This window comes from Streptosporangium sp. NBC_01755 (assembly GCF_035917995.1).
GTDB lineage: Bacteria > Actinomycetota > Actinomycetes > Streptosporangiales > Streptosporangiaceae > Streptosporangium.
This window is the reverse complement of record NZ_CP109131.1, coordinates 4,482,562-4,504,799: the sequence shown is the minus strand read 5'-3', so window position 1 is coordinate 4,504,799 and position 22,238 is coordinate 4,482,562. Positions and strand designations below refer to the sequence as shown.

At 68.4% G+C, this 22,238-nt stretch carries 24 protein-coding genes and 1 pseudogene; 10 read left to right on the top strand and 15 right to left on the bottom strand.

Features of this window, described 5'->3' with window-relative positions; translation table 11 throughout:
* Positions 1-6 precede the first annotated feature (6 nt).
* From OG884_RS21775 to glmS, 3 genes are all read right to left on the bottom strand, one after another.
* A complete protein-coding gene (locus OG884_RS21775; protein WP_326635602.1) occupies positions 7-357 on the bottom strand; it encodes a holo-ACP synthase in 351 nt (116 codons plus the stop codon).
* Between the two features lie 164 nt (positions 358-521).
* Positions 522-1,937, bottom strand: coding sequence for a PhoX family protein (locus OG884_RS21770; RefSeq protein WP_326635600.1), 1,416 nt, complete (start codon positions 1,935-1,937; stop codon positions 522-524).
* 178 nt (positions 1,938-2,115) lie between these two features.
* Positions 2,116-3,957, bottom strand: coding sequence for a glutamine--fructose-6-phosphate transaminase (isomerizing) (gene glmS / locus OG884_RS21765; protein ID WP_326635598.1), 1,842 nt, complete (start codon positions 3,955-3,957; stop codon positions 2,116-2,118).
* Positions 3,958-4,079: 122 nt separating this feature from the next.
* On the opposite strand from glmS, the gene coaA reads away from it, so the two are divergent.
* Positions 4,080-5,015, top strand: a complete 936-nt coding sequence (gene coaA, locus OG884_RS21760; protein ID WP_326635596.1) for a type I pantothenate kinase — start codon at positions 4,080-4,082, stop codon at positions 5,013-5,015.
* Between the two features lie 165 nt (positions 5,016-5,180).
* Here the strand turns inward: coaA and OG884_RS21755 are convergent, their stop codons facing one another.
* The 3 genes from OG884_RS21755 to OG884_RS21745 are packed head-to-tail and all read right to left on the bottom strand — an operon-like array spanning position 5,181 to position 6,219.
* Positions 5,181-5,534: a type II toxin-antitoxin system PemK/MazF family toxin gene (locus OG884_RS21755; protein WP_326635594.1), complete on the bottom strand. Its 354-nt coding sequence runs from the start codon at positions 5,532-5,534 to the stop codon at positions 5,181-5,183.
* Positions 5,535-5,539: 5 nt separating this feature from the next.
* Entirely contained in the window at positions 5,540-5,839 is a 300-nt protein-coding gene (locus OG884_RS21750; RefSeq protein ID WP_326635592.1) for a hypothetical protein, read from the bottom strand.
* A gap of 5 nt (positions 5,840-5,844) precedes the next feature.
* The gene (locus tag OG884_RS21745; protein WP_326635591.1) at positions 5,845-6,219 is read right to left on the bottom strand and encodes a hypothetical protein; all 375 of its coding nucleotides are present in this window, start codon (positions 6,217-6,219) and stop codon (positions 5,845-5,847) included.
* 125 nt (positions 6,220-6,344) lie between these two features.
* Between OG884_RS21745 and OG884_RS21740 the strand changes: the two are divergent.
* Positions 6,345-6,452, top strand: a pseudogene (locus OG884_RS21740) (type I pantothenate kinase); the annotation flags it as partial.
* A gap of 229 nt (positions 6,453-6,681) precedes the next feature.
* On the top strand, positions 6,682-7,209 hold the full coding sequence (locus tag OG884_RS21735) for a DinB family protein (protein WP_326635589.1): 528 nt from the start codon (positions 6,682-6,684) through the stop codon (positions 7,207-7,209).
* Between the two features lie 183 nt (positions 7,210-7,392).
* Here OG884_RS21735 and OG884_RS21730 read toward each other — a convergent pair whose 3' ends face one another.
* Positions 7,393-7,779 (bottom strand): hypothetical protein, encoded by a 387-nt coding sequence (locus OG884_RS21730; RefSeq protein WP_326635588.1) that lies wholly within the window; start codon positions 7,777-7,779, stop codon positions 7,393-7,395.
* 4 nt (positions 7,780-7,783) lie between these two features.
* Between OG884_RS21730 and OG884_RS21725 the strand changes: the two genes are divergently transcribed.
* The 6 genes from OG884_RS21725 (at position 7,784) to OG884_RS21700 (ending at position 12,789) form a co-directional block, all read left to right on the top strand.
* Positions 7,784-8,305 carry a UTRA domain-containing protein gene (locus OG884_RS21725; protein ID WP_326635586.1) on the top strand — a complete coding sequence of 174 codons (522 nt, stop codon included), beginning with the start codon at positions 7,784-7,786 and terminating at the stop codon, positions 8,303-8,305.
* A gap of 56 nt (positions 8,306-8,361) precedes the next feature.
* The gene (locus OG884_RS21720; protein ID WP_326635584.1) at positions 8,362-9,297 is read left to right on the top strand and encodes a DUF389 domain-containing protein; all 936 of its coding nucleotides are present in this window, start codon (positions 8,362-8,364) and stop codon (positions 9,295-9,297) included.
* 85 nt (positions 9,298-9,382) lie between these two features.
* Positions 9,383-10,288 (top strand): ABC transporter ATP-binding protein, encoded by a 906-nt coding sequence (locus OG884_RS21715; RefSeq protein WP_326635583.1) that lies wholly within the window; start codon positions 9,383-9,385, stop codon positions 10,286-10,288.
* Positions 10,281-11,159 carry an ABC transporter permease gene (locus tag OG884_RS21710; protein ID WP_326635580.1) on the top strand — a complete coding sequence of 293 codons (879 nt, stop codon included), beginning with the start codon at positions 10,281-10,283 and terminating at the stop codon, positions 11,157-11,159. Before OG884_RS21715 ends, OG884_RS21710 begins: the two co-directional genes overlap by 8 nt.
* Entirely contained in the window at positions 11,156-12,070 is a 915-nt protein-coding gene (locus OG884_RS21705) for an ABC transporter ATP-binding protein (protein WP_326635579.1), read from the top strand. The genes OG884_RS21710 and OG884_RS21705 overlap by 4 nt, the downstream gene beginning before the upstream one ends.
* Positions 12,071-12,072: 2 nt before the next feature.
* Positions 12,073-12,789 (top strand): ABC transporter permease, encoded by a 717-nt coding sequence (locus OG884_RS21700; RefSeq protein WP_326635578.1) that lies wholly within the window; start codon positions 12,073-12,075, stop codon positions 12,787-12,789.
* On the opposite strand, the gene OG884_RS21695 is transcribed toward OG884_RS21700, so the two are convergent.
* From OG884_RS21695 to OG884_RS21680, 4 genes are all read right to left on the bottom strand, one after another.
* Positions 12,773-13,570: a hypothetical protein gene (locus tag OG884_RS21695; protein ID WP_326635577.1), complete on the bottom strand. Its 798-nt coding sequence runs from the start codon at positions 13,568-13,570 to the stop codon at positions 12,773-12,775. The two genes, OG884_RS21700 and OG884_RS21695, sit on opposite strands and share 17 nt — an antisense overlap.
* Before the next feature lie 82 nt (positions 13,571-13,652).
* On the bottom strand, positions 13,653-16,043 hold the full coding sequence (locus OG884_RS21690; RefSeq protein WP_326635576.1) for a DUF7927 domain-containing protein: 2,391 nt from the start codon (positions 16,041-16,043) through the stop codon (positions 13,653-13,655).
* A 23-nt stretch (positions 16,044-16,066) separates the two neighbouring features.
* Entirely contained in the window at positions 16,067-16,762 is a 696-nt protein-coding gene (locus OG884_RS21685) for a hypothetical protein (RefSeq protein WP_326635574.1), read from the bottom strand.
* 127 nt (positions 16,763-16,889) lie between these two features.
* Entirely contained in the window at positions 16,890-18,032 is a 1,143-nt protein-coding gene (locus OG884_RS21680; RefSeq protein ID WP_326635572.1) for an RNA-guided endonuclease InsQ/TnpB family protein, read from the bottom strand.
* Positions 18,033-18,056: 24 nt separating this feature from the next.
* Between OG884_RS21680 and tnpA the strand changes: the two genes are divergently transcribed.
* Positions 18,057-18,485, top strand: a complete 429-nt coding sequence (gene tnpA / locus OG884_RS21675) for an IS200/IS605 family transposase (RefSeq protein ID WP_326635570.1) — start codon at positions 18,057-18,059, stop codon at positions 18,483-18,485.
* Here the strand turns inward: tnpA and OG884_RS21670 are convergent.
* From OG884_RS21670 to rplM, 4 genes are all read right to left on the bottom strand, one after another.
* Positions 18,438-19,181 carry a lectin-like domain-containing protein gene (locus OG884_RS21670; protein ID WP_326635568.1) on the bottom strand — a complete coding sequence of 248 codons (744 nt, stop codon included), beginning with the start codon at positions 19,179-19,181 and terminating at the stop codon, positions 18,438-18,440. The two genes, tnpA and OG884_RS21670, sit on opposite strands and share 48 nt — an antisense overlap.
* A 486-nt stretch (positions 19,182-19,667) precedes the next feature.
* Positions 19,668-21,023 carry a phosphoglucosamine mutase gene (gene glmM, locus OG884_RS21665; RefSeq protein WP_326635566.1) on the bottom strand — a complete coding sequence of 452 codons (1,356 nt, stop codon included), beginning with the start codon at positions 21,021-21,023 and terminating at the stop codon, positions 19,668-19,670.
* A 1-nt stretch (position 21,024) separates the two neighbouring features.
* Positions 21,025-21,546 carry a 30S ribosomal protein S9 gene (rpsI, locus tag OG884_RS21660; RefSeq protein WP_326635563.1) on the bottom strand — a complete coding sequence of 174 codons (522 nt, stop codon included), beginning with the start codon at positions 21,544-21,546 and terminating at the stop codon, positions 21,025-21,027.
* Between the two features lie 69 nt (positions 21,547-21,615).
* Entirely contained in the window at positions 21,616-22,059 is a 444-nt protein-coding gene (rplM, locus tag OG884_RS21655; protein WP_326635561.1) for a 50S ribosomal protein L13, read from the bottom strand.
* Between the last annotated feature and the right edge of the window lie 179 nt (positions 22,060-22,238).

Below are 22,238 nucleotides of genomic sequence, written 5' to 3'. Positions count from 1 at the left end.
CCGAATCTATCCCTCGGCGATCACGTAGGCGATGGCGACGCCCCCGTCGTGCGTCAGGGAGACGTGCCACCTGACCACGCCCAGGGCGAGAGCGACGTCCGCCACCCGGCCGGTCACCCGCAGCTCGGGCCGGCCGTGCTCGCCGATGAGCACCTCGGCGTCCAGGTGCCGCAGCCCGGGGGGCGCGCCCAGCGCCTTGGCGACGGCCTCCTTGGCCGCGAACCTGGCGGCCAGGGACTCCGTCGCCAGCGTGCTCTCGGCCGCGGTGAACAGGCGTCCCCGCAGCGCGGGTGTGCGCGCCAGCGTCGCCTCGAACCTGGCCACGTCCACGACGTCGACACCGATCCCAACGATCATTCCCCCAGGCTAGGGCCTACGGGGGCCGCATCGTCCTCACCCGGGCCGCGCACACGGCATGCCGTACTCCCGCGCGGAGCCTCGTTCTCCCTGGAATCAGGTTCATGAGGCCCGGCGCGGGAATCAGGTTCATGAGGCCCGGCGCGGGCATCGGTTCGCGGGTGTCAGAAGCCGCCGCGCCGCCAGGGGCCCCAGATGGCGAAGCTCATCCCCGCCGACGACTGGACGTTGACGTAGAGGGTGTGCCCGCCGGGGCCGAAGGTCGAGCCGGCGAACTCGGCACCCGAGTCGCCGGAGACGGGGGCCAGCCGGGAGAAGTCGAAGATCTCGCCACGGCTGGTGAGGCCGCGCAGGTAGTTGTCGCCCGGGCCGTCCTCACAGAGGACCAGCGTGCCCCGGGGGCTGGCGGTGACGTTGTCCGGCAGGTCGAGGGTGACCGAGCCCGGCGACTCGTAGACGAGCTTGAGCCGCCCGCTCCACGTCTCGTACGCCCACACCTGGCCGCGCCCCTTGCCGAAGCCGCTGGGCGGGGTGTCGCCGGACGCGGTCGCGCCGCCCTGCGTGGAGGTGAAGTAGATCGTGCCGTGGTGGTTGATCGCCCCCTCCAGCCGGGAGAAGAGCGCCGCTCCCTTGGCCCTGCCCTGGTTGCCGACCGCCTGGACGGCGACGTCGTTGGCGGGGGTGCCGATGAAGGCGGGGTCGGGGTCGTCGATGTCCACCCAGGTGGTCGCGTAGGTCGCACCCCTGGACTGACCGAGGGAGAGGTCCTTGCCCGGCGCGCCCCGCACCGCCAGCATCTGGAGCCTGCCGCCGTCGAGGATGCGACCGGCCCGGAGCGGGTTCTTCGGAGGCAGGTAGCGGTAGAAGCCGGAGGCGAACGCGAAGTTGTCCTCGGTGAGGTAGACGGCGCCGGTGAACGAGTCGAACGCGGCCGACTCGTGGGCGAACCGCCCGGCGCTCCTGATCGGCCCCGAGGCTCCGCCGTTGAGCGGAACCTCGAAGATGTAGCCGTGCTTCTGGGTGAGCTTGCCGTTGTCCTGGCCGGTGAAGTCGTTGCCCACGTCCGGCCCGTTGACCGTCTCCTCGCAGGTCACCCAGGCACCCCAGGGCATGGGGCCGCCGGAGCAGTTCATCTGGGTGCCGGTCAGGCTGGGGGCCGCGGAGATCACCTTGCCGTAGCGGGTGACCCTGAGCGTGGAGGTGCCGCCGCCCGCCACCGGGTCATAGGCCTTGGCCGGGTCGCCGAACGCACCGACCGGGCCGCTGACCTCGTGGTTGCGGACGAGGATCGCGGTGTTCGAGGGCCCGCGGAACGCGGCCATGCCGTCGTGCCGGGAGGGGACGACGGACCCGTCGCCGAACCTGTCCCCGGCGACGCTGAAGGAGGCGTAGCGGAAGCCGTCGGGCAGGTGGAGCCGGACCGTGCCGTCCCGCTCGTCGGCGACCGGCTTCAGCGGCCCGTACCCGCCTCCGGGGCGGGTCTCCCCGTTCAGCCCCGCCTGCGCGACGCCGGCGAACGGCCCGGCCACCCCTACCGCGGCCAGCGCACCGCTACCTGCGAGGAAACGACGACGATCCATCTTGCGACTCCCTGAGGTCCGGTGGATTCACGTCACGTTAATCCCTCCCTATTAGTCCGTTATATGGCATAAATCGACAATTAACCATGCAGGAAAGCGGGCAGCCCCTATTCCTACTTTTGCCCATCGGTAATCCATGGGGGTTGTCCACAGGCTGTGGACAACCCCCGTCCGGGCCTTACTCCACCGTGACCGACTTGGCGAGGTTGCGGGGCTGGTCGACGTCGTGCCCCTTGGCGGTGGCCAGCTCGCAGGCGAAGACCTGGAGCGGCACCGTGGCGACCAGCGGCTGGAGCAGGGTCGGCACGGCCGGGACGCGGATCAGCGTGTCGGCGTACCGCTCGACCACGTCATCGCCCTCCTCGGCGATGACGAGGGTCCTGGCGCCCCTGGCCCTGATCTCCTGGATATTGGACACGATCTTGTCGTGGATCACCCGCTGGCCGGACAGGGAGGGGACGACGACCACGACGGGGAGCCCCCTGTCGATCAGTGCGATCGGGCCGTGCTTGAGCTCCCCCGCCGCGAAGCCCTCGGCGTGCATGTACGCCAGTTCCTTGAGCTTCAGCGCTCCCTCCAGCGCGACGGGGAGGCCCACATGCCGCCCGAGGAAGAGCACGCACCGCTCATCGGCCAGCGACCTGGCCAGCGCGCGGACCGGCTCGACCGTCGAGAGGACCTCGCTCACCTTTGACGGCATCTCCGCCAGCCGGTCGACGATCTGGGTGATCTCGTCGCCGAACTTCGTGCCCCGGACCTGCGCGAGGTAGAGCGCCACCAGGTAGCAGGCCACCAGCTGGGTGAGGAACGCCTTGGTGGAGGCCACCGCGACCTCCGGGCCCGCGTGCGTGTAGAGGACGGCGTCGGACTCACGGGAGATCGTGGAGCCGTTCACGTTGCAGACCGCCAGCACCCGGGAGCGCTGCCCACGCGCGTGCCGTACCGCCATGAGCGTGTCCATCGTCTCGCCCGACTGGCTGATCACGATGACCAGCGTGTCCCGGGTGAGGATCGGGTCGCGGTAGCGGAACTCGCTGGCCACCTCGACCTCGCAGGGCAGCCGGGCCCAGTGCTCGATGGCGTACTTCGCGATGAGCCCGGCGTGGTAGGAGGTCCCGCAGGCCACCAATATGATCTTGTTGATGTCACGCAGCTCCTGGTCGGACAGGCGCATCTCGTCCAGCACCAGCAGGCCGTCCTGGCCGACCCTGCCGAGCAGCGTGTCGGCGACGGCCCTGGGCTGCTCGGCGATCTCCTTGAGCATGAAGTGGTCGTAGCCGTCCTTCTCGGCGGCCGAGGCGTCCCAGCCGACGTGGTAGTCACGCGTCTCGACCGGAGCCCCCTGGAAGTCGAAGACCGTGATCTTCGAGGGACGCAGCTCGACCACCTGGTCCTGCCCCAGCTCCACCGCCTCGCGCGTGTAGGCGATGAAGGCCGCCACGTCCGAGCCGAGGAAGTTCTCCCCTTCCCCCCTGCCGACCACCAGCGGCGAGTTACGCCGGGCCCCCACCACCACCTCGGGCTCGTCCACCGAGACCGCGAGCAGCGTGAACGCCCCTTCCAGCCTCAGGCAGACCCGGCGCATCGCCTCCGCCAGGCCGCCGGCGGCGAACTCCTCCAGCAGGTGCGCCACCACCTCCGTGTCGGTCTCGGAGACGATCCTGTGGCCCTTGTCCTCCAGCTCACTCCTGAGCACGGCGAAGTTCTCGATGATCCCGTTGTGGATGACCGCGATCCGCCCGTGGCAGTCGGTGTGCGGGTGGGCGTTGCGGTCGGTGGGCGCCCCGTGGGTGGCCCATCTGGTGTGCCCGATCCCGACCGTCGACGGCGGCGCGGGCCGCGAGACCAGTGCCGAGCGCAGGTTGGCCAGCTTCCCCGCCCGTTTCTCCACGACCAGGCCGCCGGATCCGACCAGCGCGATTCCCGCCGAGTCGTACCCCCGGTACTCCAGCCGGCCCAGTCCCTCGACGGCGACCTCGATCGCCTGCCGCTGTCCCGTATATCCCACTATGCCGCACATGCCCTACCCCCTTCCCTGAGAGATCGGCCACCTTGTCTATGGAGAACCCCCCAGACAGCCCAAGAATCCCGCCCGGCACCCGGCAGGATCGTACGCAGAGGCGATCAGTACGCTTGCTGAACATGGCCACCGGTTTGGACACCGCGACACCGTACGTGCAGCTGAGCCGGGCTCAGTGGAGCGACCTGCGGAAGAACACCCCCCTGACGCTCACCGAGAGCGAACTGGAGGAGCTGCGCGGCGTCGACGACCCGATCGACCTGACCGAGGTCACCGACATCTACCTGCCGCTCACCCGGCTGCTCAACCTGCACTTCACCGGAGTCAGGCAGCGCAGCGCGGCACTCAACACCTTCCTCGGCGGCGAGCGGCGAACGGCCCCGTACGTCCTGGGCATCGCCGGCAGCGTCGCGGTCGGCAAGTCGACCACCGCCAGGCTGCTGCACACCCTGCTGGCCCGCTGGCCGGAGCACCCCCGGGTGGACCTGATCACCACGGACAGCTTCCTGTTCCCGAACGAGGTCCTCACCGCCAGGAACATCATGCACCGGAAGGGCTTCCCGGAGAGCTACGACCGGCGGGCCCTGGTCAGGTTCGTCGCCGACGTCAAGGCGGGCCTGCCCGAGGTGACGGCCCCGGTCTACAGCCACCTGGAGTACGACATCGTGCCCGGTGCGGTCCAGACCATCCGCCGCCCCGACATCCTCATCGTCGAGGGCCTCAACGTGCTGCAACCGGCCCCGCCCACCGCGCTCGCGATCAACGACTACTTCGACTTCTCCATCTACGTGGACGCCAAGGCCGAGCACATCCGCGACTGGTACATCGACCGCTTCCACAAGCTGCGGCAGACCGCCTTCGAGGACCCGAAGTCCTACTTCAGGCACCTCGCCGAGCTGTCCGAGGAGCAGGCGACCGAGTTCGCCAAGGACATCTGGCGCGACATCAACGAGCGCAACCTCCTGGAGAACATCGCCCCCACCAGAGGCCGCGCCGACCTGGTCCTGCACAAGAGCGCCGACCACTCGGTCAGCCGCGTCCGCCTCCGCCGCATCTGACCCGTTGGGCCTCGCGCTCCGCGCTCGGGCCGCGCCGTGTGGGGCTCCGCCCCACACCCCGGGCGAGGGACCTGCCGGCCCCTCACACTCCCCTGCCGACGACCGATCCTCCAGATATCAAACTCGACCTGACACCCACCATCGGGCCAAAAACGAAGCCAAGGCCTACAGATCCCAGACGAAGCGCAGCGACTCTTTAAGATCCTCGATCTGATTCTTGTCAAGGCAACCCATGTATCCGCCGAGACGAGCTTTGTCGATGGTCATGATCTGGAAGGAGAGAATCTGTCCCTCCTTCTTCAAAGGCTGATTCCTGGGGAGCATCACCGCCACCTTCGTAAGCGACGGCTTGACTTGACTTGTCATGGCGGCGACCACGACAACACGCATCCGGCTGTTGAAAGAGTCGCGCGAGATGATGACACCTGGCCGCATCCCAGCCTGCTCAGACCCTCGTGCGGGGTTGTGATCAACCCAGTAGATTTCACCCCGCTTGGGCGGGTCCGAAGGATGGGGCACTGTGGCTACTCGTCCATCCAGGTCTCTGCCGCTACAGGCAGGTTCTCTTCGGCCCAAGCGAAGGTGTCATCGGCCACGAGATCAAACTCTTCTTCCAACGTCAGTTCACGCCCAGCCACTTGAGCGTTGCTGACGACCTTGGACCACGGCCCTTGAACCACGACATGCACCTCTTGTGACGTCGCGGATACGGTCGGCCGGCGAAGTCGAGAGCGTGTGCCACCGGGAGGGGAAGAGAGAATTTGATAACGGAACTCATCAGCGGTACCAGCGGAAGAAAAGGGGGAGAGCACGAGGGATGCCATCGAAGTCACTCCTTCTCACCCTGGCCGGATATGGCACGGCCTTGCTCTACCAGGGTGTCGTAGTTAGCGGCGGTCTGCTGCAGAACATCGATGAGCTCTTCGAGGCGCTCACGGCTTAAGTGAAAACGACCGTGAACAGTGACCTTCAAACCGTTTTTCAACCCCTCAATGGCGCGACGCTGCCCTTCGGGATCATTGGGGATGACCGGTGGAGGGATGCTGCCAAGCAGCAGGAAGACGCCATCGGGCGTCCTGCTCAGCGTCGGCGGACCAGGCTGCCCGATGAACTGGTTGACATGCTCGATCGGCACGCCGTCCGCTGCGCTCCAGTCAACAACAACCGAAAGCTCTGACAAGTTCGGACTCTCCCGCTCCTTCACGCCCTCAGTCTGGCACCAGGCGTGCTGGTGTGCTATGCCCCGGCCTTCGTTGCGAAGCAAAGGCTAGATGCGAGAGTGTTCCACATGGTTCGCGGTGTTCGCTGCCAAACGTTGACCTGCACGTCGAACGCGATCTCGTCGAGAACATCGCCCCCACCAGGGGCCGGGCGGACCTGGTGCTGCACAAGGGTTCCAACCACTCCATCCAGCGCGTCCGCCTCCGCCGCATCTGACCGTCCGGTCTTCGGCGCTCCGCGCTGTGTCCTGTGAGGCTCCGCGCTGTGTCCTGTGGAGCTCCGCCTCACCTCCCGGGCCTCCGCGCCACGCCGTGCGGCTCCGGGCGTCGCGGCCAAGTGCTCTCGCGCGGCTCCAAGAAGGCGATACGGCGCCGCGGGCGAGGGGTCTCGCAGGCCCGCGGAAAACGACTTTCGAGGTGGGCGTGCGGTGTGGCAGGGTCGGCCGGTGCCTGTTTCCCGTTGTGAACTGCTGCGCTGGCAGTTCGACCTGACCTGGTCACTGTTCGAGTTTCACCTAGAGCAGCTGAAGCCGGAGGACTTCCTGTGGGAGCCCGCGGCCCACTGCTGGACGGTGCGTCCGGGTGCCGACGGGGTGTGGGTGCCCGACTGGGAGGAGTCCGAGCTCGACCCCGTCCCGGTCCCCACGCTCGGATGGGTCACCTGGCACATCGGCTGGTGGTGGACCGTGACCCTCGACCACGCCCAGGGACGGACGCCGCGAGAGCGAACCGAGATCGGATGGCCCGGTAACGGGCAGGCGACCGTCGACTGGTTGCGTGACCTCCGTACGGAGTGGCTGGCGGTGCTGGGCCGGCTCACCGACACCGACCTGGACGCCACCGCGCCCTTCCCCTGGCAGGACAGTCCCGAGCTGACCGTCGCCCACATGCTCGCCTGGGGCAACGCGGAACTGATGAAGAACGTCGCCGAGATCGGCCAGCTCCGGCTACTGCGCGCCGCGTCCACCGGGTGAGACGAGATCGTGACCGTGACCTCATCCGTGCCGAACCGCATCGCGCACTCGCGGACATGACGCGTCGGGATGTGTGATCAGAGTGATCACACATTCGTTCAGCTGGGCAGGCTCCGGCCGTCCGAGTTTCACATGATGGCGTGGCGGCGCGAGTCCCTCCAGATCCCGCGCCGCCACGCCGTACTATCGGGCTCCTCCGGACAGCAGTGCCGCCCAGGTCGCCCGAGACCCAGCGATCGACCAGCGGTGACTCTCGTCCACCCGATGGCCCCCCTTGAGCTGCCTGGTCCGCCGAATGAACCCCTGGCCGCCGCCCTCGCACGGCTCGTACACCGTGGCCTGGCACACACACGTCCACGCCACCGGCCGCACCCGTACGGGCGTCCGGCACGGCCCGTGCCAGTCGAGCCGAACATGATCGCGCTGCGCCATGCCCAGGTGCGGGCTCACGCACGCCTCGTCCAGCCCGATCACGGCACCCGCTCCGCGATCAACATGGAACAGACCCGTGCCGTGATCGAAAGGCAGGGGCGGGACATGGGTCCGCGAGCAGCCGATCACCAGGCGCATCTCCATGGATCGCTATCGGGCCGACGCCGGTCCGCAGGAGACCCCGCAGACGTCGTTCACCACGGATGCCGGAATCACCTGGGCGGAGTATCGGCTGGACAAGGCGTTCCGGTGGATCGAGGCGGACGATCGCCTGGCGGGGTTGTTCGGTGTCGAGCCCGGTGTCCGTGTGCTGGAGCGCCGATTCGTCTTCTACGCCAAGGGCGTTCCCTCCCAGATGTCCCGGCCCTGCCTGCTGGCCTCGGACGTCGAGGGCACACCGGTCGCCGACCCGAGGAACGAGCCGTGGCCCGGCGGCACCATCGGCCAGTTGCGCACGCTCGGCATCGAGATCGACAGGATCACGGAGGAGACCTCGGTCCGCATGCCGAGCCCGGACGAGTCCGAACGCCTCGGGATCGGTTCCGGGGTACCCGTTTTCTCGATCACCAGGCTGATGTACTCCCGGGGCCGAGTGGTCGAGGTCGCGGACCCGATCGTGATCCCGGGAGACCGTGCGATCCGGGTCGACCACATCGACCTGTAAGGGGTTGAGGAGAACCGCCCCACAGGTCCTAAGGTTGGCCCGTGTTACATCTGCGCGTGATCAGTCCGTCGGAGCTGTCGGACGGGGTGCTGGAGGTGCTCGACACCTGCGTCGGTGTCGTCAACATCGTCGTGCTCCCCGGTGCCGCGCGCTCCCCCGCCGGGGACCTCGTCCAGTTCGACGTCGCCCGCGAGGCCGCCAACGAGGTGATCGAGCGGCTGCAGCGGCTCGGCCTGCACGCCGAGGGATCGATCGCGGCCGAGGAGGTCGACCTGTCGATCTCGGAGGTGTCCGAGCGTGCCCAGGAGGAGGCGCCCGGCGATGGGGACGACGCGGTGGTCTGGGCGGAGTTCGCCCAGCGGGTCAGCGACGACTCCCGGATCACCTGGGCCTTTCTCGCGTTCTTCGCGATCGCCGCACAGATCGCAGCGATCGGTGTGATCGTCAACTCGCCGATCCTCATCGTCGGCGCGATGGTGCTCGGGCCGGAGTTCGGCGCGATCGCGGCCATCTGCTTCGGTCTGATCCGCATCGATCGGCAGCTGATCGGCCGCGCGCTCCGTACCCTGGTCGTGGGCTTCGCCGTCGCCATCGCGATCACCTTCGCCTGTGCACTGGTCTCGCGGTGGCTCGGCTGGATCGACGCCGGCTCGCTGGGGACCGGGCACGAGGAGATCGAGTTCATCGTCAAGCCCGACAAGTGGTCGTTCATCGTGGCGCTGCTCGCCGGGGCCGCCGGGGTGCTCTCGGTGACCGCGGGCAAGTCCTCGGCGCTGGTCGGCGTCTTCATCTCCGTCACCACGGTCCCGGCCGCGGGTTACTTCGCGGTCGCCGCCGCACTGTCGCGCTGGGGTGACATGGGTGCCTCCGCCGCCCAGCTCGGGGTGAACATCGCAGGCATGATCATCTCCGGGGTGCTGACGCTCCTCGCGCAGCGGGCCTACTGGTCCCGGTTCGGCATGCGGCCTCCGACGCGCTCAGGACGAGGGTGACGGCCGGAAAATTGCCCTTTCGGACGATGCGGCACTCCTTCGTATGACGGAGGTGCCCGCCTGCGGCGGCGGATAGTGTCCCGGTATGACTATCCTCGCCACCGAGGGACTTACCAGACGTTTCCCCCGGGTGACGGCACTTGACCAGCTCACCGTCACCGTCGGCCCCGGCGTGACCGGCCTGGTCGGCGCCAATGGCGCGGGCAAGTCCACGCTGATCAAGATTCTGCTCGGCCTGCTCGAACCCAGCGCCGGCCGTGCCCAGGTGCTGGGCATGGACACCGTGACCAGGGGTGCGGAGATCCGCCGGATCGTGGGCTACATGCCCGAGCACGACTGTCTGCCGCCCGACCTGTCCGCCACCGAGTTCACCGTGCACATGGCCCAGATGTCCGGCCTGCCGCGCACCGCGGCCCGCGAGCGCGCCGCCGACGTGCTGCGCCACGTGGGTCTGTACGAGGAGCGCTACCGTGCGATGGGCGGTTACTCCACCGGCATGAAGCAGCGGGTCAAGCTGGCCCAGGCCCTGGTGCACGATCCGCGCCTGGTCCTGCTGGACGAACCCACCAACGGTCTCGACCCGCAGGGCCGCGACGAGATGCTCGCGCTGATCCGCAGGATCGGTTCGGAGTTCGGCATCAGCGTGCTGGTCACCTCCCACCTGCTGGGCGAGCTTGAGCGGGTCTGCGACCACGTCATCGTGATCGACGGCGGCAAGCTGCTGCGCTCCTCGGCCATCGGGGAGTTCACCCAGCAGACCCAGACCGTGACCGTCGAGGTGGAGGAGGGCCAGGACGCGCTCGCGGCCCGGCTGACCGAGCTGGGCGAGACCGTCACCCCGCACGGCAGGATGCTGCTCGTCCACGTCCGCGCGCCGGAGACCTTCGACGTCCTCCGCGACGCCGTCTGCGAGCTCGACCTCTGCCTCGTCCGCCTGGAACAGGGCCGCCAGCGCATCGAGGACGTCTTCAGGGAGCCGGTCAATGTCTGAACCCACGGGTGTCATCCACGACATCGGATACCGCCACTACGACGGGGCGCGGCTCGGCCGGGGCCACGCCACCACCGCGCTGGCCGTGCACAGCCTGCGCGGGATCTTCGGGCTCGGCCGCACCGCCCGCTCCAAGATCATCCCATTCATGCTGGTGGGCGTCATGTTCCTGCCCGCGGTCGTCTCCATCGCCGCGATGGCGCTGATCAAGCAGGAGGGAATGCGCTACACCGAGTACGCGGTCTTCATGCAGGTCGTGCTCGCGATCTTCCTGGCCTCGCAGTCGCCGTACGCCGTCGCCCCCGACCTGCGTTTCCGGGTGCTGCCGCTCTACCTGTCGCGCCCGGTGACGCTCTGGGACTACGTCGGCGCGAAGCTCGCGGCGATGACCGCGGCGATGTTCCTGCTGCTGGCGGTGCCGCTCACCGTGCTGTTCATCGGTGAGGTGGTCATCGACCTGCCCGGCGACACGCACACCGTCGAATACCTCACCAGCATGGCCGGCGCGGCCGGCTACGCGCTGCTGCTGGCCTGCCTCGGCATCGCCATCGCCTCGTTCACTCCCAGGCGCGGTCTGGGCGTGGCCTCGGTCATCGCCCTCTACCTGCTCGCCTCCGCCGTCTCCACGGTGCTGTACGGGACGCTGGAGTCGATGGGCAACGACGCCGCCGCCGCGTGGGCCTGGCTGATCAACCCGTTCTTCCTGGTGGACGCCGCCGTGCACGTCGGAATCTTCGGAGCGACCCCCGCCTCGAACGTCATCTACCCCTCGGGCGCGGGCAGCCTGGTCGCCGGAGTGATCATGATCGTGCTGATCGCGCTGTCCGTGACGGCCCTGATCGCGCGCTACCGGAAGGCGGCCTCCCGATGAGGATCGAACTGGCCCAGGTCTCCCGCTGGTACGGCAACGTGGTCGCCGTCAACGACATCACCATGACCGTCGGCCCCGGCGTCACCGGGCTGCTCGGCCCAAACGGTGCGGGCAAGTCCACGCTGCTGCACATGATGGCCGGGTTCCTGGCACCCTCGGGCGGCACCGTCACCCTGGACGGCGACCGGATCTGGCGCAACCACCAGATCTACCGCTCCATCGGCCTGGTCCCCGAGCGCGAGGCCGTCTACGGCTTCCTCACCGGCTGGCAGTTCGTGCTCTCCAGCGCTCGCCTGCATCACCTGCCCGCCCCTGAGGACGCCGCCCGTAAGGCGCTCGCCCTGGTGGAGATGGAGAGCGCCAAGGACCGCAGGATCGAGACGTACTCCAAGGGCATGCGCCAGCGCGTCAAGGTGGCCGCCGCCCTGGTGCACGACCCCCAGGTCCTGCTGCTCGACGAGCCGTTCAACGGCATGGACCCCCGCCAGCGCCTGCACCTGATGGACCTGGTCAGCACCATGGGCGCGGCGGGCAAGACCATCCTGTTCAGCTCGCACATCCTGGAGGAGGTGGAACGCGTCGCCCAGCACATCGAGGTGCTGGTCGCCGGACGGCACGCCGCCTCCGGGGACTTCCGTGAGATCCGCCGCCGGATGACCGACCGCCCGCACCTGTTCCGGATCCGCTCCAGCGACGACCGCCGCCTGGCGTCCGCGCTGATCGCCGACGCCTCCTCGGGCGCGGTCTCGCTGACCGAGGCGGGCCTGGAGGTGCAGGCGGTCGACTTCCGACGCTTCACCCGCCTGCTGCCCAGGGTCGCCAGGGACGCGGACGTACGCGTCTGGCAGGTCTCCCCCGCCGACGAGGACCTGGAGAGCGTCTTCTCCTACCTGATCAACAGGAGCAGCTGATCATGAACGGTGTCATCGCCGGAATCTCCTACCGGGCCCTCCTCGGCCGCCGCCGGATCTGGCTGCTGATCATGCTGCCCCTGGTGCTGGTCGCCATGGCCGCCCTGCTGAACCTCATCGGCGCCGCCGACGAGCGGACCGCGGTCACGCTCATGCGGACCTTCGCCATCGGCACCATGCTGCCGCTGCTCGGCCTGATCGCCGGGACCGGGGTGATCGCCCCCGAGATCGACGACGGCACGATCATCCACCTGCTGGCCAAGCCGATCTCCCGCCCGGTGATCGCGCAGACCAAGTTCGTGGTCGCCGCCTCGATGCTCGCGCTGTTCGCCGCGGTGCCGACCTTCGTCGCGGCCTACCTGCTGGTCAACCTCGAATCCGGGATCGCGTACGGTTTCGCCCTCGGCGCCCTGGTCGGCGGGATCGCGTACGCGGCGGTGTTCATGCTGCTGGGCGTGCTGACCCGGCACGCGGTCACGATCGGCATCGTCTACGCGCTCGTCTGGGAGGGCGTGGTGGGCAACTTCGTCCCCGGTGCCCGGAGGTTCTCCATCCAGCAGTGGGCCCAGTCGATCGCCGACCAGGTGTCCTCCTCACCGTTCTTCTCCACCGAGATCACTCTCGGCTTCGCCGTACCGGCCCTGCTGATCATCACCGTCGGCGCGGTCGTCTTGGCGGGCCGGCGGCTACGCGTCTTCTCCCTCACCGGCGACGAGTAGGCCGTGTGCACCCCCACAGCCGTGTGCACCCCCCACAGCCGTGGGTGTCCACATGGCCGGGGGTGCCCCCACAACCGGGGGTGCCCACATACGGGTTCGTCTCGCCCGTGTCATGAGACTGGGCGTGGATCGTTACGAGGGCGACCGCCTCGGGTGACGGCGGAGTCTGGTTCGGCGGAGGGCCAGCAGCACGGTCAAGCAGGCCGACGCCCGCGCCCGCGTACCACAGGCGGCTCGTCACGGGGTCGGCCGCCTCGTGGGCGGCCGTCTCGGCGGTCGCACCGGCCGGCAACAGGTCGGAGTGGGTGGCGCAGACCAGGGGCTTGTCGTCCGTCTTGATGCTCGCACAGGCGACGGTGGCCAGGCGGAGCAGGTCCTCCGGGGTGTCTCGCACCTCGGCGATGGTGTGGAAGACGGCCTTCTTGCCCGCCGGCACATCGGCGGTCCAGCGGACCTGGCCCTCCTCCGCCTTGCCCTGGCCGTCGGCCGAGACGAGGTGCAGGCCGGTCGGCAGGCTCTGGGTGATCCTGAGCTCACGCGCCTTGTCCGTGCCGACGTTGTCGACGGTGACGGTGTAGGTGAACCGGTCCCCCGCCTCGGCGGTGGTCTGGCCGTTGTCGATGCCGATGCTCAGCCTGGGGGCGGCCACGACGGCCGCCTTCACCTCCTTGTCATCGGGGTGCGGTTTGAGCGCGAACGCCACCGAGGGCGTGGCAAGGGCGACGACCAGGACCCCGCCGAGTCCGCAGAGAGCGGCGGCACGCCGCGTGATCACTGCCATGGCTTGCTCCTTCACGTTGTTCGGGTTCGAGTGAGAGGTGCTTGGTAGACCCCACCGAGTTCCCGGCGGGGGCGTCTGCGCGTCAACTGGCCGTCGCGACGTAGGTGAGCGTCGCCGAATAGCTGCCGACCGGGACAAAGGGGATGTAACCCTCGAAGTCATTGCCGATGGCGTCCCCGTCGGGAGCGGACGGGCTGTCCTGCCGGTGGACGAGCACCGGGGTGGTGGCCGAGACGGCCTGGAAGGCCGACGTGCCGCTCTCCCGCACGCGCAGGTTCCCGATCGGGATGGTGACGTCGTTGCCGGGCTGGTCCGAGGTGAGCTCGGCCGAATCCGCCTGCACGGTGACGCTGTAGCCCCCGGGGCTGTTCGTGATGACGGTCATGGTCACGGCTCCGTTGCTCCCGGCCGTCGAATCCGGCGCGCCTGCCAAGACGAAGCCGCTGGTCAGGTCGGTGAGGGTGATGCTGGTGGGGATCAAGGTGGTCAGCACCGAGCATCGCGGGTCGGTGCCCCCGACCGGACAGTTGCCACCCGTCGTCGTCGAGGTGACCCGATTGTCGAGGGTTCCGTCACCCGTGACCTCCTCATCGGTGACGACTGTGAAGGTGATGACCGCGCTCGCCTTCATCGTCAACGCCCCGGTCCAGCCGAGGACCCCGTCGGCATAGCCGACGGTGCCGGTGGAAGTGGTCGCGTCATTGTTGTAGACGGCGTCGTCGAGCACCCCGGCCAGCGAGTCGGTGACCGCGGCAGCGGCGTACGGGGTCTCACCGGTGTTCGTGACCGTGATCGTGTACTGGACGGCGGCCTCCGCCACCACGGCACCGCTGTTGTTCGCGGTCTTGGTGATGGTGAGACCGGGAGTCAGGACGGTGACGGTCATGGTGCAGCGCGGATCGTCTCCCCCTTCGGGGCAGGTCGATCCGGCGGTGGCGGAGATGACAGTGCTGGTCAGGGCCTTGTCCCCCGGAGGGGGATAGATGGTGGTGACCGAATAGGTGACCGTCGCGGTGGCATCGACGGCGAGGTCGCCACTCCAGCCGAGGACGCCGTCGGCGAAGGTGACGGTGCCGCTGGAGGCACTCGCGTCGTTGCCGTAGGTGGCGTCGTCGAGCACCCCGGCCAGCGACTCGGTGAACGCGGCACCGGCGTAGTCGGTCTCGCCGGTGTTGGCCAGGGTCACCGTGTAGTGGACGGCGCCCCCGGCGACGACGGTGCCGGTGTCGGCGGTCGCCGTGATCGTGAGCTGCGGCACCAGGACGCGCACGAGCGTCGCGCACGCCGGGTCGGTGCTGCCCTGCGTGGTGGAGCTCACGCCGCTGGTCAGGGCCTTGTCTCCGGGGTCGGGATCCTGCACCGTGATGGAGTAGGTGATCGCGGTGCTCGCGCCCATCGCGAGAGCGCCGGTCCAGGTCAGTTTCGGCGCCGTGTAGTCGAAGACGCCGGTGGAGGCGCTCGCGTCCCCGTTGTAGACGGCGTCGGGGAACACCCCGTCGAGCGCGGCGACGACGGAGGCCGCGGCGTAGTCCGTCTGCCCGGTGTTGGTGACCGTGGTCGTGTAGGTGATGGTCCCGCCGGGAGTGACAGTCGTCCGGTCCGCGCTCGTGGCGATGGTCAGGACGGGGGTCAGCACCGTGACCTCCGAGACACAGAGCGGGTCGGTGCTCCCGGCGGGGCAGTTGTTGCCCGGGGCACTGGAGGTCGCGACGACGTTCAGCATCTTGTCGCCCGGATCGGGGTTCCGCACCCTCACCGAGAAGGTGACGGTGACATTCGTGCCGATCGGGAGAAGACCGGTCCACACCAGCCGGCTGGTCTCGGGGGTGAAAACGAGGTTGCCCGCCGAGGCCGTTCCGTCACCGTTGTAGACCGCGTCGTCGAGGACCCTGGCGAGCAGGCTGTTCACGACGGTGTCACCGTACGGCGTCTGCCCGGTGTTGGCGATCGTGACCGTGTAGTTGACGACCCCGGTCGGGATGGCGGTGACGGCGTCCGCCACCATAGTGATCTTGATTCTTGAGATCAGGACCTCGCCGAAACAGCGGGCGTCGGTGTTTCCGGTCGGGCAGGTACTGCCCGCAGTGGTCGAGGTGACCGTGTTGGTCAGCCTCTGGTCACCGGTACCGGGGGTGTTCGTCGTGACGCTGTAGGTGAGGGTGACCCCGTCGCCGGGGTTGAGCGCTCCGCTCCAGGTCAGGTTGGAGCCGGCGAAGGTGACGGTGCCGCGCGTGGCGCTCGCGTCGCCGTTGTAGACGGCGTCGTCCAGCACTCCGGCCAGCGCGTCGGTGAACGTCGCCGCGGCGAAGGGGACCTGTCCGGTGTTGGTGGCGGTGACCGTGTAGCCGACCGTCCCCCCGGGGGTGGTCGATGTGACGCCGGGCGTCTTCACGATCGTCAGGAGCGGCGTGAGGATGACGATCCCCGAACGGCAGGCCGAGCTCCCGCTGCCGGGCGGGCAGGTGTTGCCCATCTCGGTGGAGGCGACGTCGTTGCTCAGGAGCTTGTCACCGGTGGGGGGGCTGGCGGTAACGTCGCTCCGGCCGCGAACGGGACGTTGCTATTGGTGCACGTGACGGACTGCCCGACCGGCGCCGCGCAGACCCATCCCGTTCCGTAGGCGCCGGTGGGCACCACCCCGGCCGGCATGGTCTGGGTCATCGAGATCGGCGAGGACTCCGCGATGCTGTCCGCGCCGACGCCGGAGACGACGCTGTAGGTCACGGGGGCGCCCGGCGCCGGCGTCGTGGCGCTGTAGCCGGTCTGCGCGACGGTCAGCTGGGGGACCGAGCTGACCGTGGTCACCGTGGCTGCGTCGACCTCGTGGAAGTCGGTCACGCTTCCGGTGGAGGCCACCCAGCCGAAGGCCAGTTGCCGGGGAGTCCCGTTGGCGTTCAGCCAGCTCGCCGGGTACAGGCCGGTGGGAACCGTCGGAAGGCTACCGGTCAGGGTCTTGTTCGTACCGCCCACCAGGGTGACCACCACCACGTAACTGCCGGGCGGGACCGTCAGGCCGGCGGCGGTGGTCAGCGACACCGCGGTGGGGTTGATACCGATCTGAACGGGAACGGCGGTACGGCTGGTCGCCCGCAGCGCCAGCGGGGTGGCGCTCGTCGAGGCGGCCGTGGTGTTGAGCGCGCAGTATCCGACGGTGCCGTTGCCCGGCCCGCGGATGACGACCTGGCCGGGCACCCGAATACCCGTGCCCGGCAGGTTCGTGCAGCCGCTTCCCTGGTAGGTGCTGCTGGTCAGCTTCTCAGCCTTGAAGGACTGAGCTTGCAGCTCCTCGCCGTCGGTGGCTTCGACGGTTTGGTCCGCGTCAGGCAGCGTGACTCACTGCCCAGCTCGCGACACCACGCGAGGCGATGTTACGAGCTGCGTTGACGTCGGCGTGCTCAGCGAAGCCGCACGACGTACAGGCGAAGCCGGCCTGGCCGGGCCGGTTCTTCTTGTCCACATGCCCACAGGCCGAGCAGCCTTGCGAGGTGTAGGCCGGGTCCACGTACACCACAGCGACACCGGCACGGGCCGCCTTGTAGGCGATGAACCGGCCGAGCTGGTGGAAGCTCCACGAATGCAACGTGACCCGCTGGGGCTTGCGGAGCCGTACCCGGTCGCGGATGCCCCGAAGGTCTTCCAGGGCGATCCCTTGCCCGGTGCGTGTCGCCTCGGTCACGATCTGCTTGGCGATGGTGTGGTTGGTGTTCGCGGCGAACCGGGCCTCGGCCCGGCGGCGCCGCTTCAACAGCCGTTTGGCGGACGTGGTCTGCTTGGCCTGCAGGCGGCGGCGCAGCTCGCGGTGGCGGTGGCGGACCGCGTTCAGGCCCTTGCCGCTGTGGCGAACCCCGCCACTGGTGGTCGCGATGTTGGCGATCCCCAGATCCACCCCCAGGAATCCGTCCGGGGTGGCGACCGGCCGGTCGGGCAGGTCGCAGGTGGCGATGAGGAACCACCTGCCATCGCGGTATACGAGGTCCGATTCGCCCTTGCGGTAGGCGGCCAACGTCGTGAGCTGATCGGCCGAGGCGGTGAACGCCACGCTCTTCATCCGCCCGCCCGTGGTCCAGATCGACACCGTCCGCGCGTCCATCTGCCAGGACAGACAGCGGTCGTCGAACGGCTGGGCCGCGCCGGGGCGAAAGACGATCGGCGTGGCCAGGGCCCGCTCGCGCCGCGCGGAGCCGGGCGTGCCCACATTGCCGTTGCGGAGATTGGCGTGCAGCGTGGCGTAGGCGTCGGTGACCTTCTTGATGACATGCTGCGCGGCCTGAGCCGCCAGCCCGTACCTGTCCTTGATCTGCCCGTAGGCGTGCCGGCGCAGGTCGTAATTGCGGAATACCCGCTGGTGGTGGGCGAGCGTCGAGACCCAGGTGGCCGCGTCGTTGGCCGCGCGCAGAGTCGCCTCCAGCGCCGCCACCTGCTCAGGTGTCGGCAGGAGTTTGACCTGCACCACCAGCTTCATATCGAACACTTTAGCGTTAGGTCCATGTCACCGAGATGGGAACCGAACCCCGACGTAAGAAGGGGCCGAAGCGTGGTCTGCGCGCTTCATGCGCATTTGGTCTTTATCCCGAGATATCGGGGAGGTGTGTTCACCGACGAGATCCTGCGTCGCTGCGAGGACATCATGATCGAGGTGTGCGACAGTTTCGGGGCGGAGCTGGTCGAGTTCAACGGCGAGGAAGATCATGTGCACCTGCTCGTGCGCTACCCACCCAAGGTCGCCCTCTCGACGCTGGTGAACAGCCTCAAGGGCGTATCTGCCCGGCTACTGCGCAAGGAGTATCCGGCACATATCCGTCAGTATCTGTGGGGCGGGCATTTCTGGTCGCCGTCGTACTTCGCCGCCTCCTGCGGCGGCGCCCCCCTATCGATCATCAAGGAGTACATCGAAGACCAGAGACGCCCGGGCTGAGCCGCTCGACGGCCTACCGGTCACCGCACCGCTCGGGCCTTGGCGGCCCTCCCGCACTGTCGTTTCCTCCCGGGCGTGAACACCCGGGGTTCCACGCCAGATCACACTGAAGTTTCCGTACACGTCGAGGCCGATGCCGAGATACCCGTACGCCAGACCGATGACGGAGCTGGTTCCGGAGTAACCGAGCGCGCCGCCCGACTGACCGATGTTGGCCGGTGACTTCGGGTTCGCCGGATCGACCGCCGCCAGCACGAAGGTGATGCCGTCGGCCCCGCCTCCGCCGTACTGATAGGTGTTGAACGTCACGTCGAGCCCCTGCGAGGCGGGCACGCTGACCGCGCCGAAGAGGCCGCCTGTCTTGTTCGTCGTCGCGTTCGTCAGGCGCAGCTTGCCCGAGCCCTGACTGTCCGTGTTCGTAGCGCAGCTCTGCAGGACGCCGGTGCCGGTGTTGCCGGAGGCGGTCAGGCAGGCGTAGTTCGACCCGGACGAACCGCTCGGCAACGAGGGCAGCACCACGGCACCGGCGCCGTTGGCCGTGTTGTTGCGGAAGGGCTGGTTGAACACAACGGTGCCGGCCGCCGACGCGGTGGCGGTGGTGGCCGGGACGCTCAGCGCGCCGACGGTCATGCTCAGCACGAGAAGTTTGGAGAGGGTCCGCCCGCATCGCGGCAGCGCGCCTCCCGCCATGACCATGGATCGGCCTGAGCCCCTCGCCGGACGCGGGAGGCCGTTCATCGTGACCACCGGAGATCCGCAGAACCGGTCATGGGGACAGCGCCGAGAACAGCAAGGAACAAAGGCACGGCGTGGCACCCCTTCGATCGATCGTGATGTCGGCGGTTTTCCACCGTGCGGGCATCGTGGCGATCGAGGCGATCAGATGATCGCCGGGTTCGGAGCCGTCCGACACGATGAACCGTGCTGGGAAGGGAAATCCCTCCGCAACCACTGAAAGTGTCTGATCAACGACCCAGAGTGTCAATCAATGCGAAGTGTGGCGTGGCGCCGGACAAGAGTGGTGCAAAGCGACAGCAAGAACAAGGCACCCCAAGATGGATGGAAGGGGCGTTATATCCGCGATCGCTCATCGTCGCGGCGGCGAGGGCCGGGAAAATGACAGAGCACGGCCCGCACTCCGAGTGCGGGCCGTGCTCTGGTGATTCAGGTGATTCAGGTGATTCAGCCGCAGGCCGTACGGACGACCTCGGCCAGCCGGCCCGCCAGTTGCTCGGCCTGCTCCGCCGAGGCGGCCTCGACCATGACGCGGATCATCGGCTCGGTGCCGCTCGGCCGGATCAGCACCCGGCCGGTCTCCCCCAGCTCCGACTCCGCGGCGACGACCGCGGCCTCCAGCTCAGGAGCCGAGGCCTTGGCCCGGTCGACGTCTTTGACGTTGACCAGGACCTGCGGCAGGCGGGTCATCACCGAGGCCAGCTCCGCCAGCGACTTCTTCGCCCGCGCCACGACCGCCAGCAGGTGCAGCGAGGTCAGCAGGCCGTCCCCGGTGGTGGCGTGGTCGAGCATCAGGACGTGGCCGGACTGCTCGCCGCCCAGGTTGTAGCCGCCCGCCCTCATGGACTCCAGGACGTAGCGGTCGCCCACGGCGGTCTCCACCACGTCGATCCCCGCGCTCTTGAGCGCGAGCTTGAAACCCAGGTTGGACATGACCGTGGCCACCACGGTGTCGCCGACCAGCTTCCCCTCGGCGTGCATGGCCATGGCCAGCACCGCCATGATCTGGTCGCCGTCGACGACCTCGCCGGTGTGCGAGACGGCCAGGCAGCGGTCCGCGTCGCCGTCGTAGGCGATACCGACATCGGCGTTGCGGGAGACGACGATCTGCTGGAGCTTGTCCAGATGGGTGGAGCCGACCCCCGCGTTGATGTTGAGACCATCGGGGCGCGCCCCGATCGTCTCGACGGTGGCCCCTGCCCGCAGCAACGCCTCGGGAGCCACCATGTGGGCGGCGCCGTGGGCGCAGTCGAGGACCACGTTGAGGCCGTCAAGACGGCAGTCCACAGTGGACAGCACGTGGGACACGTAGCGGTCGGCCTCGCCGTACGCCTCGCGCACGCGGCCGACCGAGGCACCGACAGGGCGCTCCCACTTCTCGCCGAGGCGCTGCTCGATCTCGTTCTCCACCGTGTCCGGCAGCTTGTAGCCGCCGCGGGTGAGGAACTTGATCCCGTTGTCCGGGGCGGGATTGTGGGAGGCGGAGATCATCACGCCCATGTCGGCTCTGAGAGCCGTGGTCAGGTAAGCGACCGCCGGGGTGGGCAGCACGCCGAGCCGGAGAACGTCCACGCCAGACGACGCAAGGCCGGCGACCACCGCGGCCTCCAGGAATTCTCCTGAAGCCCGGGGGTCCCGGCCCACGACGGCGACGGGGCGGCCTCGCCGCCCGACGCTGGCGTTGAACGCCCCGGCATCGCCGAGGACATGAGCCGCGGCCACGGACAGGTCCATGGCGAGCTCGGCCGTGAGGTCGCGTCCCGCGACCCCACGTACCCCGTCGGTGCCGAAAAGGCGCCCCAACTTAACGCTTGCTGTACTGCGGAGCCTTGCGGGCCTTCTTGAGACCGTACTTCTTGCGCTCGGTGGCGCGGGCGTCACGGGTCAGGAAGCCTGCCTTCTTCAGCGGCGGGCGGTTGACCTCGACGTCCAGGGCGGTCAGCGCGCGGGAGAGACCCATGCGCAGGGCGCCGGCCTGGCCGGTGACGCCGCCACCGTTGATGCGGGCGATGACGTCGAACTGGTCCTCGGCGCCAAGAACCACGAAGGGCTCGTTGACGATCTGCTGGTGGACCTTGTTCGGGAAGTAGTTCTCAAGCGTACGACCGTTGATCGTCCACTTGCCGGTGCCCGGCACGATGCGCACGCGGGCCACGGATTCCTTGCGGCGCCCCGTGCCGTACGAGTTGCCGGTGGTGATGGGCTTACGGACGGCGACGTCGCCGCTGACAGTGGACTCGGAGGTGTACTCGGAGGGGAACTCCTCCGAGGAGTACGCTTCCTGATCGCCCTCGACGGGCGTCTCGACACCGGTGGGCTCAGCCACGGTTCTCCTCTAACTTTCCTACTCGGCGTCGGCCATCGGCCAACGCTGCTGGCGACAAGCAGCTAGCGACTACTGGGCGATCTGGGTGAGCTCGAAGGGCACCGGCTGCTGCGCCTGGTGCGGGTGCTCGGAACCGGAGTAGACCTTGAGCTTCTTGATCATCTTCCGGCCGAGGGCGTTCTTGGGCAGCATGCCCTTCACGGCCTTCTCGACGGCGCGGTCGGGACGCTTGTCCATGAGCTCGCCGTAGGTCATGGAACGCAGACCGCCCGGGTAGCCCGAGTGGCGGTAAGCCTTCTTCTGCTCAAGCTTGTTGCCGGTCAGCGCGATCTTGTCGGCGTTGATGATGATGACGAAATCACCGGTGTCGACGTGGTTGGCGAAGGTCGGCTTGTGCTTACCGCGAAGCAGGATCGCGACGTGGCTGGCCAGCCGGCCAAGCACGATGTCGGTGGCATCGATGATGTGCCACTGACGCTCGACTTCGGCAGGCTTGGGTGTGTACGTGCGCACGGTCGTATGCCTTCTTTGGTCGCGTCTTCGGCGCTGTCGGAGACGACAGCAACATGGGTCGGTAGGTGCGGGCACACGACAGCCCGGACCTTCCGTCTCCAGAACAGAGGAGATGACGCCGGACGCGCCGCGTATCGGTCTGCAGAGGAGACCAATTCGCACACAACGAACTAGCAGAG